The following is a 14,808-nucleotide window of genomic DNA, read 5'->3' on the forward strand; positions in this document are numbered from 1 at the left end:
CCGCCTCCGTCCGATAACAAAAAACTCATGCTTGCCTGCAACAGGGTGTCGCTTCAATCCCTGCCGGGGTGCTTCGTATAATTTTCTTTCATCGAATGATTTAAAAGTTAGTTTTAGTAGAAGCAATTTCTTCGTTAGGTGTGTCACCGTGGTGCATTTGCTTACACTCAATGTACTGCCTTTTATCAGTGGCGGCTAAATGTTCAATTGCGAAACCCTGCCACGGATGCGCGGCACTACTTTGTATCCTTTACAAACCTGTGCCACCGAAGCACGACAACCTTATATTCACGTACGAAACCACCCCGCGGGTGCGTGGCAAGGCTTTGTAAGCCTTACAGACTTATGCCGCCAATGCACGGCAATACTTTGCAAGTGTTACAAAGTGTTGCCTTTGGCTGGTGGCGGCCTCTCTTTATCAGTAAGTTAGGGTGTTTTTCGTTGTGGTGTTTTTTCTGAAATCCGCTGCTGGCGAGGAAACCGGGCTAATGCCCCTGCACTATGTGGTATTCGCTAAGCCCAGGCTTAAGCCTGGGCTTAATCATAGCGTACTTAACCGGGTTTTAGTCCTCAATAATGCTTTTGATGTTTTCTGTTCCCAGAATTCAATTATTTCGTTAAATTCGGCAATCAATTAATTGACCCAGATTTACAGCAATGAACAAGATTAGATCCCACAATATGCCCTATAAACAAGGACAAAATGCCATGGGATTTTTCATCACTGCGTATGAGGATTATATAGCAGCACGACAACTTCTAATAAACGAATTATTGATACAAGGATGTATCCTTGCCAATACCTCTATCGAAAAATATTTTAAAGGAATGAAAGCTATTCTGGGAGAAGAGATACCAAGGCACCATGATATTACGGTTAGAAAGTTTAAAAACACATTGAAGAATAAATTCGGGAGTATCTATCAAGTAATAAATTTCGAATTCATTGAATTTCTTGCCAAATGTTATCAATTAAGGTATTTTGATGAAATTGAGAATAATTACAGCATTGCGATAATTAGAGCAAAAACTCTGGCAGAACTCGATTTTATAGTAAAACATATCGAAAACAGTTTTAGTTTTAGAGAACCAGGCAAGGAAGCGGCAGAGAATAGATTTACGCTTGAAAAGAATGAAAAGAATCCAAAACTTTGGGACTTTAACCATATATTACACGGAATTGATAAACAACATTATATTGAAAAGCCAGACAAGGTTTATGAGTTTAGAAAATTACACAATGGACAAATTATGCAGGTTCATTACGTGACGGATCAAATTAAAGATGATGGCAAATTTATTTATGAAGCCATCAAACCAAAGGCAGAAGACCCAAAATCTTTTACGCTTTGTTTTACCCCGTATGGACAAAATAATTGATGACCAAAGAATAAAGATTTATTAGTAATATAAATGGCAAACAGCAACCTTACCGAAGCAAAACGCGCAAAAAACGACGAGTTTTATACCCAATACCACGATATTGAAAAAGAAATAAATGCCTACATCGAATACAACCCCGATGTGTTTCGCGGGAAAACTATTCTGCTGCCTTGCGACGACCCCGAATGGAGCAACTTTACCAGGTTTTTTGCGCAAAACTTCGAGCGTTTTGGCCTGAAAAAGCTGATTAGCACCAGCTATGCCGCCAACAGCAAAAAATACAAAAGCGGTTACCAGCCCTCGCTTTTTGAGGTAAACGACCCGCAGTACGATGCATACAAAACCAAAAAGAACGGAAAGATTTTTATTCTTGACCACGATCGTAGTGGCGATGGAAAAATAGATGTGGACGACCTTGAATGGCACTACCTCGAAGGCGATGGCGATTTTAAAAGCGCTGAAATCTGCGGGCTTCGCGACGAAGCCGATATCATTATCACCAACCCGCCCTTTTCGCTGTTTCGCGAGTTTTTAGCCTGGATTATCGAAGCCGGTAAACAGTTTGTGATTATTGGCAATATGAATGCCATTACTTATAAAGAAGTTTTTCCGTTAATTAAGGATAACAAACTTTGGCTAGGAGCAACAGGAAATGGAAACGATATGGTTTTTGGTGTTCCGAAAGGAACTGAAGTTGCAGAATCAGACCGACAAAAAGCTGCACGATTAGGTTATGTGGGTGATTATACACGTTTAGGCAATTCATGTTGGTTTACCAGTGTTGACCACGGCAAACGTCACCAACCCTTAGCCCTGATGTCGATGGAAGAGAATCTTAAATTTAATAAAAAGCTTAAGGGGAAGGAATCATACGATTGCTACGACAACTACGATGCAATTGAAGTTCCTTTTACTGATGCCATTCCAAATGATTATGATGGTGTAATGGGTGTACCAATTAGCTTTTTAGATAAATACAATCCAGACCAATTTCAAATTTTAGCCATTACTAAAACATGGTTTGGTGCCGCGTCAAAGATTTATCCACCCCAAATTCAGGTTAGTGCAAATGGTAAGAGGAGTGATGTTACCAAGTTAAACGATGGCGCTACTTTGAAATTAGATAGACCTCCTAATGGTCAAACCTATTATATTGTCGGCAATGACTATTTTATCCAAGTGTACGCTCGTGTTCTCATCAAACATAAAAAACTAACAAAATGAAAACCACACTGCAAACCGAAATTACAGTAAAAGATCTTTGCGAAGGCTTTGTATATAACGAACTCGAAGGCAAGGGACTTTTTGGGCTGGCCGGAAAACTTACCATTCAGCCCGAATATCAACGTAACTACATTTATGCCGATGGCCGTAGAGATGTGGCGGTTATTGAATCCATCCTCAAAGGTTATCCGCTGGGGCTTATCTATTTTGTAAAAGTAGCCGACGATAAGTTTGAGGTGCTCGACGGACAACAACGAATTACGAGCTTTGGCCGTTATGTTACCAACAAATTTGCAGTAATCGACGAAAACGGCAAACCGCATTACTTTGGCGGTTTGGCCGCCGACAAACAAAAGCTTATACTCGAAACTCCTTTGCTGATTTACGAATGCGAAGGCGAGGAAAGCGAAATAAAGGAGTGGTTCCGCACCATTAACATCGCGGGGATACCGCTTAACGACCAGGAAGTAAACAATGCCATTTTCTCAGGTCCTTTTGTTACGCTGGCCAAGGAAGAATTTAGCAATACCCAAAATTCCAATACCCAGAAATGGAGCGCTTATATAAAAGGTAGCGCCAACCGCCAGGAATTTCTCGAACGCGCGCTCGACTGGGTGAGCAAAGGAAATATCGTTTCGTATATGAGCCAGCATCGTTACGACAATAGCATTAAAGAATTAAAAACCTATTTCAATAGTGTAATCGATTGGGTAAGCGGTGTATTTATCGATGTAGAAAAAGAGATGTGCGGTTTGGAATGGGGGCGTTTGTACGAAACATATCATAATAAAGCGTATGATCCGAAAAAAGTTTCGGACGCAGTGCAAAAGCTTATCAGCGATTCGTATGTAACAAACCGGAAGGGGATTTTTGAATATATACTTGGTGGTTCGGTCGATACTAAACTACTTAATGTGCGGGTATTTAATGAGCCAATAAAAAAGGCAAGCTATAAAATGCAAACCTCAGATGCTGAGAAGAAAGGCATTTCCAATTGTCCACATTGTGCATTAGGCCACGATGCTAATAAACAAAAAATCTGGAAACTGAGCGAAATGGATGCCGACCATGTAACCGCATGGAGCAAAGGCGGCGCCACCGATGACAAAAACTGCCAGATGTTGTGCAAAACACATAACAGGGTAAAGGGGAATCGTTAAAAGAATATTATGGGAAATATCGCCACGGATACAACAACGCAAATTGCTCTGCTGAAAGAGCGAGGCATGACCTTAGATTTGCCAGAAGATAAAGTTAAAGAACATCTATTGGATATTGGCTATTATCGTTTGGGCTTTTACTGGTATCCGTTTCAGAAGAACACAGATCATGAATTCATCGAAGGAACGAAGTTTTCGGATGTGATTAAACTCTATTATTTAGACAGCGATCTTCGAATCTTATTAATCAAATATACCAACAGGATTGAAATTAACTTTCGCACAAAAGTAATTTATTATGTGTCTAATCATTACATTGAATCGCCAACATGGTTTGCTGATCCTGCTATTGTGAACAAAGAAATTATAGATTTCCTTGATAAAAACTATGATCAGAAATTCATAAAAAACAATAAACCAATAAAACAACATCATTTTAAACACATTAATGATAAATATGCCCCGGCATGGAAAACCTTAGAGTTTCTTACGTTTGGAAATGTATTCAATATTTACAAAAACGTAAAGAATAGGGCGTTAAAAGAACAAATAGCAAATGAGTTTGGCGTTGTGAGTCTGGATAAATTTTACAATCTGTTTAAAGTAATACTTGATATAAGAAACAGTTGTGCACACGGTGATGTTCTTTATGACTACAGGCGACCAACGGGAATCTCTGTAATCCCGTCTATTCCTTTTAATAATAAGGATAGAAGTTCTCTTGATTCGTGTGTTAGAGTAATTTCTTATTTCCTGGGAAATATTTCTAAAAACAGACAAGCGGATCTCAAAGATTCCATAAAAAAACTATTTGGGAAATATGCTGATAATGCAGCGCTTAAAACTATTATCGAAGATAAAATAAACTACAATTTCAAGGAGAACATTTGAATTTGATAACAAAGTTTTTAACTTTGTACCCGCAGTGCACTGCTATTCGTTTATCGCTTTAGTTTCTGCACTTAAAAATATTCTAATAAACCCGGGTTCACCCCGGGTTTTTGCGTTTATATATTTACCCTTACTGGTGTGCCCGTGAATTAAGGGATTATAATATTCCTTTTATAAACTCAAACAGTTTTTCACCTACTCGCTCCTTAACAATTGACCCATTCAACACAATTTTCGAAACAGTAACCTAATTTTTTATCAAATCTGATTGAATAGATGCGATTTAAAGGCCATTCTTTGATTTTCGATTAAATTTGCGCCGGAATTAATAAACTCAAAAATTATGAAGGCATTTGTATTTCCCGGACAGGGAGCACAATACCCGGGAATGGGAAAAGATCTTTATGAAAATTCGGCAGAAGCGAAAGCGCTGTTCGAAAAAGCAAATGATATTCTTGGATTCGATATTACCAAAATTATGTTCGAAGGTGATGTGGAAGACCTGAAGCAAACAAAGGTTACACAACCTGCCATTTTCCTGCATTCGGTATTGCTGGCTAAAACATTAAAAGATTTTGCACCCGATATGGTTGCCGGTCACTCGTTGGGTGAATTTTCGGCACTGGTGGCAAACGGAACGCTAACGTTCGAAGACGGACTGAAGCTGGTTTCGCAACGTGCGATGGCCATGCAAAAAGCCTGCGAAATTGAGCCATCAACTATGGCTGCTATTGTAGGACTGGAAGATGCAGTGGTTGAAGAAGTTTGTGCCGAGATCGATGACGTAGTAGTTCCGGCTAACTACAATTGCCCGGGACAGCTGGTAATTTCCGGTTCGGAGGCCGGCATTGACAAAGCTTGTGCCCTGTTAACTGAAAAAGGTGCTAAACGCGCTTTAAAACTGGTAGTTGGTGGTGCATTCCACTCGCCGTTTATGGAGCCTGCCCGCGAAGAACTGGCAGCTGCCATTGAAGCGACTACATTTAGTGTGCCTGCTTGTCCGGTGTATCAGAACGTTGATGCAAAACCGGTATCAGATCCGGCGGTAATTAAGGAAAACCTTATTGCACAGTTGACCGCTCCGGTAAAATGGACACAGATTGTTCAGAATATGATTGCCGACGGAGCTACTTCATTCACTGAAGTTGGTCCGGGAAAAGTGTTACAAGGCCTGGTTAAAAAAGTTGACCGCGCCATGGAAACTTTTGGTGTGAACAGCTACGAGGGATAAGAAATATTCTCATGACATAAAAAATCCCGGTAAGCATTGGCTTACCGGGATTTTCTTTTGGGAAGGATTGCCTAATCCATATTTTTTTGCAGCATCCGGTAAATGGTAGATTTCCCAATTCCCAGTTTCGATGCCACTAAGCGTACATTCTGATTGTATTTATTCAGAAAGAATTTTACGATTTCGTTGTTGTATTCTTCCAGGGTTTTCTCCGAAGCCAGCAGGTTCTGCACGTTTTCATCCACATTCATGTTCAGGTGGCTGGGCTTGATAACATCGCGGCTGCACATTACACAGGCCAGTTCCATAATCGCTTTCAATTCCCTGATATTTCCCGGGTAATGATAGGTAAGCAACATCTGTTTGGCTTCCTCCGAAATGGTTTTGGGCTCCAGATCGTTGTCTCTGCAAAATTCATCGACAAAGAATTTCGCCAGCAGAATTTTGTCGTTGCCACGCTGCCGCAGTGGCGGTATTTCGATAGGTAAACCGAGCAGGCGGTAATAAAGGTCCTGCCTGAATTTATCATCGGTTGCCAGTGCCGACAGGTTTTTATGGGTGGCGGTAATGATCCTTACATCTAGTGGAATATTGTCGTGGCCGCCCAGACGAACCAGTTCGCGCTCCTGAATCACCCGAAGCAGTTTGGCCTGCAGATTCAGGTTCAGGTCGGCAATTTCGTCTAAGAAAAGTGTTCCGCCGTTGGCCATTTCAAATTTCCCGATCTTCTGAAAATCAGCGCCGGTAAATGCTCCCTTTTCGTGTCCAAATAATTCGCTTTCAATCAGTCCGTCGGGAATGGCAGAGACGTTTACAGCCACAAAAGGTTTGTTGCTTCTTCTCGAGTTATAATGGATGCCTTTTGCTACCAATTCCTTACCGGTTCCGGTTTCGCCCGAAATGGATACCGAAATATTGGTTTGAATGGCTTTATTCATCAAATCAAAAACATGGTCGATTTCGCGACTGTTCCCTTTTATAAGGTTCTTGAAGTTATAGCGTTCCTTTACAGCATCTTTAAGAATAATATTTTCTTTAACCAACTGATCGGTTTTGTAAATATTCCTGATGATGTTGCTTAGTTTTTCGCGGGTATCGGGCGCTTTCATAATGTAATCATAAGCGCCGTTCTTCATCAACTCAATGGCAGTGTCAATACTGTCCTGAGCCGATATAACGATAACATTCGCTTCGGGGTGCTCTATCTGGATTTTTTGCAACACTTCTTTCCCGGTCATGTCGGGTAGGGTATAATCGAGTGTTACCACGTCGGGTTTCTCGTGAAGTGCATTAATGAAGTCGGTTCCGTTATAAAATACTTTTACCTGGAGGTTGTCATCAGTGAGTTGCTTCTTAAGCACTCGGGCATATAGTTCGTTGTCTTCAACTATAAATACCTTGTACTGGGTTTGCTGGTTTTGCTTTGACATGTTTTTGTACTAATTGCGAAAACTAAAATAGATAAAAGAATCATGCGTAACAAGTGCTTTGTCCAAAATATGGAAAATATTTAGGAGGGTATCCCATATTCAAAAAAAGTTTCCTCGATATGGAATATGTGTTTAAAAACTTATAAGCTACTATTTGAAATTTTTCCAATGATGTTATGGTTCTCTTCGGATTTAGCCATTAATGCCGGAGGGCCAACTTTTTCTGTCTTTTGCCTCTTGTTCCTTGCCAATTCCCAATTTGGTAACATCCTCAAATGTCTGTCAATACCTCAGGGTGCTACATCGTAAAAAGTAAAAGAACGAATTCGACTAGATTGCATTAATTTATAATGATTGGTTTTAGTTCATTAAATTTTGAAGAATAGAAGTAATGCACCCGATATGTAAAAATCAATTCTTAAATTTAGCATTTTACGAACCAAAATTCCGGGAAGAAACGTTCCGGCACACTAGTCAGAATTCTTCTTCGGAGTAAAAAATAGTATACTATGAATTATCGTGCTTTCCATAAATTGTCTTATGGCTTATATATTATTGCTACCGAACACGAAGGTGAAAAGGTTGGGTATATTGGAAATACTGCTTTTCAGGTCACTTCCGAACCTTCGAAAATTGCTATAAGCAGTAACAAGGATAATTATTCAACTCAAAAAATAATCGACAGTAAAAAATTCTCGCTTTCGGTTTTGAAGAAGGAAGTTGAAACATCATTGATCGGTAAGTTTGGTTTTATGTCGAGTTCCGACATTGACAAGTTCGATGGAGTTATGACAAAACGATCGGTTACAGGAGCTCCGATTGTGATTAATTCCTGCGTGGCCTGGCTCGATTGTAAAGTGCTGGATACCGTTGATGTGGGCACACATATATTGATTATTGCTGAGGTTGTTGACAGCGATATTATTTCGAACGAGGAACCACTGACTTACGATTATTACCACAAAAAATACAAAATGTTCGCTCCTAAAAATGCACCTACTTACATCGATAAAGATAAGCTGGGTGACGAGCCGGAGCCCGAACCGGAACCTCCGAAAGAAGAAAAGAAAGAAAAAGCCAAAACGATTGATGAGAACGGGGTATTTACCTGCTCAATTTGTGGTTTCAGATACGATCCTGAAGAAGGCGATCCTTCAGCCGGAATACCTCCGGGAACACCATTCGAAGACCTGCCCGACGATTATAAATGTCCGATTTGTAACGCCAGCAAGGAGTATTTTAAAAAGGATTTATAAGGTGCGGTGCGTGCCGTCGCAATATGGTTTATTCGACGAATGTTTGCACTGGCACAACCACACATCTTTCTTTTCATCAATGGTGAAAGCTACGGGTGTTATGCCGGTTACTTTGTGTGAACCGTCGCAAAAAGGTTGATTCTGGCTTCTTCCACAGGCGCACCAGAAATAGGTGCCGGGCTCAAGCGTTAGCATTTTGGGAGCTTTTTTAGCAATAACAGGTTTGTCCATATTTAATCGTTTTTCTTTGTAAATTCAACACCAAAACTTAATAATATAAAATGAAACACTACATTTTGTTCATTTGGGGAGTCCTTCTTTCTACATTCGTATTGGGGCAAAACTCAAAATATCAGGAGTTTTTTGTTGGGACATATACATCAGAAGGAGCTGAAGGAATTAATCTTTGCAAGCTCAATACTGAAACGGGTGAAATTAATCTTGAAAATACTTTCACCGGAATTGAGAATCCTTCGTTTTTACGTTTATCGCCCAATAAGAAATTCTTGTATGCGGTTTCTGAAGCCGGAGATGCCGGAAGTTTTGTTTATGCCTATGAGGTGGTTAATAATGAGCTTAAATTTTTGAACAAACAAAGTTCTAACGGACAGGGCCCCTGTCATGTTGATGTTTCGTCAAAGGGAAGTTATGTTGCGGTGGCCTGTTATGGTGGTGGTACAACATCGATTTATCCGGTGTTAAAAAACGGCAAACTTATGGAGGCTTTTATTACCAACGTTAACTCCGGTACGGGACCTGTTAAAGATCGCCAGGCAAAACCACATGCCCATTCCATAAAATTTTCGCCTTTTGAAAGCCTTGTTTTCAGTGCCGACCTTGGGACTGATCAACTCGATATTTACCAATTAAACTTCGGCGGTTTAAAAAAAGCCGAACAGAAATTTGTTAAACTGCCTCCCGGCTCCGGACCCAGGCATTTCGATTTCCATCCCAACGGAAAGGTGATTTATGTGATCAATGAATTGAACTCAACGGTTTCAGCGATCAGAAAAGAAGGTAATGACTGGAAAGTTTTTCAAAACATTTCAACTTTACCGAAAGATTTTAAAGGAGAAAGTTATTGTGCCGACATTCATGTTTCGAAAGACGGTAAATACGTGTATGGCTCCAATCGCGGACACAACTCTATCGCTGTTTTCGAAGTGAATCCAACCGATCAGTCGTTAAAGTTGTTGGAAACGGTTTCGGTTGAAGGAAACTGGCCAAGGAATTTTGGCATTACACCCGACGGAACCCGGATGTTGGTTGCCAACCAGCGAAGTAGTAATATCACGGTATTCAATATCGATAAAGAAACCGGCAGACTAGAATTCACGGGTAAAGAAATTAAATTGCCAGCCCCGGTTTGTATTGAATTTTTGTAAGTTTCTTTCCGGGATGAGGCGGCTGAAGGATTGAAGGATTGGGAGATGAATGCTTAAATGCTTTAATTCGGAAATGCTTAAATTTTTTAATAGTGTGTAACGACAATCTTCATCGATCTCAATCAATCTCGATCAATCTCAATCAATCACCTGTTCACAGGAACTAGCTTAATTTCGAACTGATCAGTTTGATAAATTCTTCGCGTGTAGCTACTTTTTGGAAAGCTCCGGTAAAATCGGAAGTTGTGGTTATTGAATGTTGTTTTTGAATCCCTCTCATTTGCATACACAGGTGTTGTGCTTCAATTACTACAGCTACGCCAAGAGGTTGTAAGGTTTCCTGTATGCATTCTTTAATTTGCAGTGTCAGACGTTCCTGAACCTGCAGCCGGCGCGCAAAAACATCGACAACTCGCGCAATCTTGCTTAAGCCGGTAATGGTGCCATTAGGAATATAAGCCACATGTGCTTTACCAAAAAACGGCAATAAATGGTGTTCACACATCGAATAAATCTCAATGTCTTTAACAATTACCATTTGGCGGTAGTCTTCTTTGAACATGGCCGATTTCAGTATCTCAACCGGATCGGCAGTGTAGCCGTGCAATAAAAACTGCATGGCTTTGGCCACTCGTTCCGGTGTTTTATTGAGTCCTTCCCGCGTTGGATCTTCTCCGATTATTGTTAAAATTTCAGTGTAATGTTTCGAAAGTTCACGGGTTGATTCGTCGTCATATGAATCTGTTCTCTGGTATCCGTTCGTGTTGTCAGAATTAATTGAACACATTTTTTTGAATTAAAGTTAGTACAAAGATTAACTTTTTTTCAGAAAAACAGTATTAAAGCATAAACACGGTAAACGAATCAAAAATATTCTGCTATCAAAAAATTATGAAGATATTGTTAGTTGCAGCCACGTGGATGGAAGTGAATCTTCTGGTTGAGGAGCTGGAAAAAGTTGAAGAGAAAAGTCACTTGTTAAAAACCTACCGTTTGGGTGAAAATCTAATCGATGTTCTCATTTCAGGGATCGGTGTCACGTTCACAACCTTTCATTTAACCAGTACTTTGCATCAGGAAGAATACGATTTAGTGATCAATTTCGGAATTGCGGGAAGCTTGACACATCAACTCGAAATAGGAGAGGTTGTTAATGTAGTGTACGAGGAATTTGCTGATCTTGGCATTGAGACCTCGCATGAGTTCTTAACGCTGTTTGAATCGGGGTATATGAATATCAACGAGTTTCCTTTCGAGAATGGCATTTTAAAAGCTACCAGCATGTTGGAATGGGACCAATTGAAGAAAGTACGCGGAATAACTGTTAGCAAGAGCCACCGAAACCGGGAAAGTATTAGCAAGATATTATCAAAATTCTCTGGCCATACCGAATCCATGGAAGGAGCAGCTGTTTTTTATGTTTGCAATTGGATGGGCGTTGAATGTTGTCAAATTCGTGCAATATCAAATTATTTAGAGCCCGACAGCTCGGCAAAATGGAACATTCCGCTTGCGCTGGATAATTTAAAGCACAGTTTGCTACGTCAATTGAAACAATTGGCCGTTTCTGTAAATTAAATAGATGCTGTAAAAATTCTTTACGCACATTTCTTTGTCCGTGAAGAAGCTGATCCTCTGTTCACTGAAATTTTTCAATAAAAACTTAATGTAAAGAAGCAACCTTTAAGGGCCGCATTTCACCTAATTAGTACCAGATGTTTGTCTATTAAAGAAAGTTAAATTTATTTTGTGCACCGTGCAATAAAAACGAAGTGGATGAGTTTTATGAGAAAGCCAGATTTCAGAATACAGAGTTTTTACTGTACTAAAAAATCGCATATTCAATGATTGTAGTAACAGGCGCAGCCGGTTTTATCGGAAGTTATTTAGTAGGGAGACTCAATAGAGCAGGTTATACCGATCTGATTCTGGTTGACAAATTCGATGACCCCTGGAAAGATTTAAACCTTTTACATAAGAAATACCGGAAATTTATCGATCGCGATAATTTCTTCAAATGGTTAATTAAGCATTCAGCTGATGTCGATTTCATCTTTCATCTTGGTGCACGGACCGATACAGTAGGGCAGGAGCCTGAACTCTATCAGCAGCTTAACTTGATTTATTCGCAGCGTCTTTGGAATATTTGTTCCGAAATTCAGGTGCCTTTGCTTTATGCATCATCGGCAGCTACCTACGGAAACGGCGAGGAAGGCTTCTCGGATTCACACGTGAAAATTCGTGACTTGCGACCGCTGAATCTTTATGGTTGGTCGAAACACGATTTTGATGTTTGGGCGTTGAAACAATTTCGTACACCTCCGTTCTGGGCGGGCATGAAATTTTTTAATGTGTATGGTCCGAATGAATACCATAAAGGACGAATGGCGTCGGTAGTATTGCATGCTTACAAAACAATTCGCGAAACCGGACAAATGCAATTGTTCCGTTCACACCATAAAGCGTATAAAGACGGACAGCAAAGTCGCGATTTTATTTATGTAGAAGACATTGCTGATGTAATGATGTTCTTTATGGAGAACCAGAATAATTCAGGTATTTTCAATGTGGGCACCGGGAAAGCCCGTTCGTACTTCGATTTGACTACAAGTGTTTTTAAAAGCATGAAAATTGAACCGAACATTTCATTTATTGACACTCCGGTTGATCTTCGTGGACGATATCAGTATTTTACCGAAGCCGAAATCAATAAATTACGTGAAGCAGGATACCGAAAACCGTTTGTTGAGTTGGAAGATGGTGTTTCGCAGTATGTTAAAGAATTTCTGGTAGCGGAATCCTGTTACTAGCCTGCCGGATTTTCGTGTTCTCATTCCCTTTCATTTTCGCAGCTAATTCTTTTTCGAAGAAGTTCAGCTATTTCTTTTGCAAAAAACCTATTTTTATGGCAAGCATAATTGTTCAATGAAAAAAGTTGTACTGCATTTCCTGTTTGCCATAATCGTTATTGGCGATCTTATTGGAGAATACCTTCAAAACCCTCAAATCGATCATATTTTTAAGCCATTGATCTTAGTGTGGATTGCTGTTTATTTTTTGATCTACTCAAGAAATGTTGATCGGAAGGTAATTCGCTTTGCGGTGCTTGCTTTTCTTGCCTCGTGGATCGGTGACTTGTTTATGATGTTCGCCGCCGATTTCATTTATTTTGTTTCCGGAATTGCCGGTTTTTTGATTGCACAGGTGCTCTACGTTTACCTTTTTCTCCGCACGATCAACCTGTCGGGTAAAAAGCCATTTTTAAAGAAGAAACCGTTTTGGCTAATCCCGTACATCGCTTATGGAATACTAATTTACATTGTATTGTTTCCGCATCTTGATAACGTGCTGAGAATAGCTGTTTTTGTGTATATGGTATCTATTCTAACCATGTCGGTTATGGCCTTGAACCGTTATGGAAACGGACATCCACAAAGTTTTACTCTGGTATTTGCAGGCTCGTTGTTATTTATCATTTCCGACAGTTTAATTGCAATAAACCGGTTTTTGGTGGCCATTCCATATGAGGGGCTGTTAATTATGGCCACCTATATTGCTGCTCAATACCTGATAATGCGTGGTTTGTTGAGGCAATATGAATAAAAAATCCCGATTTGAATAGAACAAACCGGGATCGTGCCTGATGTATTTTGTTTATTTACGAAGCAAATATTTTCGAATTCGAACTTATAATCCTGTCAATAAATAGCAATATTGATGAGGCTATTAATATTCCGGCAACACTTAGCGGAACAGAACCTATTTTACCAAAGAAACTGTTGAAAGAATTACTAACGGTTTCGTTTACCTGTGGCAATAGCCGGGCAGTTTCTTCCTGAGGCTGAGCGCCAGAACCGGCCATGAAAAACATGGCAGCCAGTAACACCACAAACACGACCAGTATCGTCCAAAAACCTCTGCCCAATACCCGTTCGGCTTTGATTTTTTCGAAAACACTATCCTCCTCAAAAATCCTGTTCATCACCCGTGCAGAGAACTTCTCGCCGGGCGAATCCAATTGCATGCTTTGCAGTAAGGCTTGCAGTTTTATGTCTTCTAATTCGCTCATAATATGGTGTATAATTCATCCTTCATAATGTTACTGATAATCGTATAGAGCTTTTTTCGCGCTCTGTATAGCTTTACTTTCGTGTTACTTTCCGATAAGCCGGTGACTTTGCCGATATCTTCGATTGATTGTTCCTCGAAATAATACAGCAGCACCAGCGTATATTCATCTTCGGGAAGTTGGTCCAAGGCCTGCTTAATTACCTGCGCCCTGTTTTCTGCCGGAATACCATCGAGATTCAGCTCCTCGGATTCATCTTTTATTTCAATTTCGCTTGTCGACGCAAAGTTCATTTTGCGTTTTCTGATCTCCGAAATACAGGAGTTGTAGGTAATACGGTACAGCCAGGTCGAAAATTTTGCATTTCCTTTAAAAGTATGCAACGAATTGTATGCCTTAATAAAGCTTTCCTGGGCCAGCTCTTCCGCGTCTTCACGATTTTTAAGAACTTTCAGAGCTATTGAAAATACAATTTCTTTGTATTTCTCTACGATATAAGAAAAAGCATTTGTCTCACCACTTTTTACTTTTTCTATGTAATAGATATCGTCTTTTTGCTCCATCTGTTTCTTTGACGCAAGATCATTTTGGTGGTTACAAGTTACTAAGAAAATTTTCATGCTGATAGCGCAGAAAAGACAGATTTATTTAAAACGACCAAGTCACGAAGAAACCGAAAAAGGAGATTTTATTCACTAAGCTTTGTGCCTTGTGGTAAAAAAGTTCGAAGAAATCAGTAAAGTGACTAATCAGCAAGAAAAAAAATGAAAAAGTTGTAA

At 39.9% G+C, this 14,808-nt stretch carries 15 protein-coding genes; 10 read left to right on the forward strand and 5 right to left on the reverse strand.

The window, feature by feature from the left end; translation table 11 throughout:
- Nucleotides 1–657: 657 nt before the first annotated feature.
- The 5 genes from HFD85_RS04700 (at nt 658) to fabD (ending at nt 5,889) form a co-directional block, all read left to right on the forward strand.
- Nucleotides 658–1,380, forward strand: a complete 723-nt coding sequence (locus tag HFD85_RS04700) for a HEPN domain-containing protein (protein WP_167605509.1) — start codon at nt 658–660, stop codon at nt 1,378–1,380.
- Nucleotides 1,381–1,413: 33 nt separating this feature from the next.
- Nucleotides 1,414–2,607, forward strand: coding sequence for an adenine-specific methyltransferase EcoRI family protein (locus HFD85_RS04705; protein WP_167605511.1), 1,194 nt, complete (start codon nt 1,414–1,416; stop codon nt 2,605–2,607).
- Nucleotides 2,604–3,767, forward strand: coding sequence for an HNH endonuclease family protein (locus tag HFD85_RS04710; RefSeq protein WP_167605513.1), 1,164 nt, complete (start codon nt 2,604–2,606; stop codon nt 3,765–3,767). Before HFD85_RS04705 ends, HFD85_RS04710 begins: the two co-directional genes overlap by 4 nt.
- Before the next feature lie 9 nt (nt 3,768–3,776).
- A complete protein-coding gene (locus HFD85_RS04715) occupies nt 3,777–4,658 on the forward strand; it encodes an Abi family protein (protein WP_167605515.1) in 882 nt (293 codons plus the stop codon).
- Nucleotides 4,659–5,001: 343 nt separating this feature from the next.
- Nucleotides 5,002–5,889 carry an ACP S-malonyltransferase gene (gene fabD, locus HFD85_RS04720; protein ID WP_167605517.1) on the forward strand — a complete coding sequence of 296 codons (888 nt, stop codon included), beginning with the start codon at nt 5,002–5,004 and terminating at the stop codon, nt 5,887–5,889.
- Nucleotides 5,890–5,960: 71 nt separating this feature from the next.
- Here fabD and HFD85_RS04725 read toward each other — a convergent pair whose 3' ends face one another.
- A complete protein-coding gene (locus tag HFD85_RS04725) occupies nt 5,961–7,319 on the reverse strand; it encodes a sigma-54-dependent transcriptional regulator (protein WP_167605519.1) in 1,359 nt (452 codons plus the stop codon).
- Nucleotides 7,320–7,828: 509 nt separating this feature from the next.
- Between HFD85_RS04725 and HFD85_RS21865 the strand changes: the two genes are divergently transcribed.
- Nucleotides 7,829–8,575: a flavin reductase gene (locus HFD85_RS21865; protein WP_167605521.1), complete on the forward strand. Its 747-nt coding sequence runs from the start codon at nt 7,829–7,831 to the stop codon at nt 8,573–8,575.
- Here the strand turns inward: HFD85_RS21865 and HFD85_RS04735 are convergent.
- On the reverse strand, nt 8,570–8,806 hold the full coding sequence (locus tag HFD85_RS04735; RefSeq protein ID WP_167605523.1) for a CDGSH iron-sulfur domain-containing protein: 237 nt from the start codon (nt 8,804–8,806) through the stop codon (nt 8,570–8,572). The genes HFD85_RS21865 and HFD85_RS04735 overlap by 6 nt on opposite strands.
- A gap of 50 nt (nt 8,807–8,856) precedes the next feature.
- On the opposite strand from HFD85_RS04735, the gene HFD85_RS04740 reads away from it, so the two are divergent.
- Nucleotides 8,857–9,960 carry a lactonase family protein gene (locus HFD85_RS04740; protein ID WP_167605525.1) on the forward strand — a complete coding sequence of 368 codons (1,104 nt, stop codon included), beginning with the start codon at nt 8,857–8,859 and terminating at the stop codon, nt 9,958–9,960.
- 163 nt (nt 9,961–10,123) lie between these two features.
- On the opposite strand, the gene folE is transcribed toward HFD85_RS04740, so the two are convergent.
- Complete coding sequence (folE, locus tag HFD85_RS04745) at nt 10,124–10,747, reverse strand: GTP cyclohydrolase I FolE (protein ID WP_167605527.1); 624 nt, start codon at nt 10,745–10,747, stop codon at nt 10,124–10,126.
- A gap of 104 nt (nt 10,748–10,851) precedes the next feature.
- Between folE and mqnB the strand changes: the two genes are divergently transcribed.
- The 3 genes from mqnB (at nt 10,852) to HFD85_RS04760 (ending at nt 13,563) form a co-directional block, all read left to right on the forward strand.
- A complete protein-coding gene (gene mqnB / locus HFD85_RS04750; protein WP_167605529.1) occupies nt 10,852–11,538 on the forward strand; it encodes a futalosine hydrolase in 687 nt (228 codons plus the stop codon).
- 266 nt (nt 11,539–11,804) lie between these two features.
- Nucleotides 11,805–12,770, forward strand: a complete 966-nt coding sequence (rfaD, locus tag HFD85_RS04755) for an ADP-glyceromanno-heptose 6-epimerase (RefSeq protein ID WP_167605531.1) — start codon at nt 11,805–11,807, stop codon at nt 12,768–12,770.
- 115 nt (nt 12,771–12,885) lie between these two features.
- Nucleotides 12,886–13,563, forward strand: coding sequence for a lysoplasmalogenase (locus HFD85_RS04760; protein ID WP_167605533.1), 678 nt, complete (start codon nt 12,886–12,888; stop codon nt 13,561–13,563).
- A 55-nt stretch (nt 13,564–13,618) separates the two neighbouring features.
- Here the strand turns inward: HFD85_RS04760 and HFD85_RS04765 are convergent, their stop codons facing one another.
- Nucleotides 13,619–14,029 (reverse strand): hypothetical protein, encoded by a 411-nt coding sequence (locus tag HFD85_RS04765; protein ID WP_167605535.1) that lies wholly within the window; start codon nt 14,027–14,029, stop codon nt 13,619–13,621.
- Complete coding sequence (locus tag HFD85_RS04770) at nt 14,026–14,592, reverse strand: RNA polymerase sigma factor (RefSeq protein WP_167605537.1); 567 nt, start codon at nt 14,590–14,592, stop codon at nt 14,026–14,028. Before HFD85_RS04770 ends, HFD85_RS04765 begins: the two co-directional genes overlap by 4 nt.
- Nucleotides 14,593–14,808: the final 216 nt, after the last annotated feature.

The sequence above is a fragment of the Maribellus sediminis genome, from assembly GCF_011799805.1.
GTDB lineage: Bacteria > Bacteroidota > Bacteroidia > Bacteroidales > Prolixibacteraceae > Draconibacterium > Draconibacterium sediminis_A.

Excerpts from the sequence above, each read along its gene's own strand:
- HFD85_RS04700 (WP_167605509.1), top strand. The coding sequence starts at position 658 with ATGAACAAGATTAGATCCCACAATATGCCCTATAAACAAGGACAAAAT.
- HFD85_RS04705 (WP_167605511.1), top strand. The coding sequence starts at position 1,414 with ATGGCAAACAGCAACCTTACCGAAGCAAAACGCGCAAAAAACGACGAG.
- HFD85_RS04710 (WP_167605513.1), top strand. The coding sequence starts at position 2,604 with ATGAAAACCACACTGCAAACCGAAATTACAGTAAAAGATCTTTGCGAA.
- HFD85_RS04715 (WP_167605515.1), top strand. The coding sequence starts at position 3,777 with ATGGGAAATATCGCCACGGATACAACAACGCAAATTGCTCTGCTGAAA.
- fabD (WP_167605517.1), top strand. The coding sequence starts at position 5,002 with ATGAAGGCATTTGTATTTCCCGGACAGGGAGCACAATACCCGGGAATG.
- HFD85_RS04725 (WP_167605519.1), bottom strand. The coding sequence starts at position 7,319 with ATGTCAAAGCAAAACCAGCAAACCCAGTACAAGGTATTTATAGTTGAA.
- HFD85_RS21865 (WP_167605521.1), top strand. The coding sequence starts at position 7,829 with ATGAATTATCGTGCTTTCCATAAATTGTCTTATGGCTTATATATTATT.
- HFD85_RS04735 (WP_167605523.1), bottom strand. The coding sequence starts at position 8,806 with ATGGACAAACCTGTTATTGCTAAAAAAGCTCCCAAAATGCTAACGCTT.
- HFD85_RS04740 (WP_167605525.1), top strand. The coding sequence starts at position 8,857 with ATGAAACACTACATTTTGTTCATTTGGGGAGTCCTTCTTTCTACATTC.
- folE (WP_167605527.1), bottom strand. The coding sequence starts at position 10,747 with ATGTGTTCAATTAATTCTGACAACACGAACGGATACCAGAGAACAGAT.
- mqnB (WP_167605529.1), top strand. The coding sequence starts at position 10,852 with ATGAAGATATTGTTAGTTGCAGCCACGTGGATGGAAGTGAATCTTCTG.
- rfaD (WP_167605531.1), top strand. The coding sequence starts at position 11,805 with ATGATTGTAGTAACAGGCGCAGCCGGTTTTATCGGAAGTTATTTAGTA.
- HFD85_RS04760 (WP_167605533.1), top strand. The coding sequence starts at position 12,886 with ATGAAAAAAGTTGTACTGCATTTCCTGTTTGCCATAATCGTTATTGGC.
- HFD85_RS04765 (WP_167605535.1), bottom strand. The coding sequence starts at position 14,029 with ATGAGCGAATTAGAAGACATAAAACTGCAAGCCTTACTGCAAAGCATG.
- HFD85_RS04770 (WP_167605537.1), bottom strand. The coding sequence starts at position 14,592 with ATGGAGCAAAAAGACGATATCTATTACATAGAAAAAGTAAAAAGTGGT.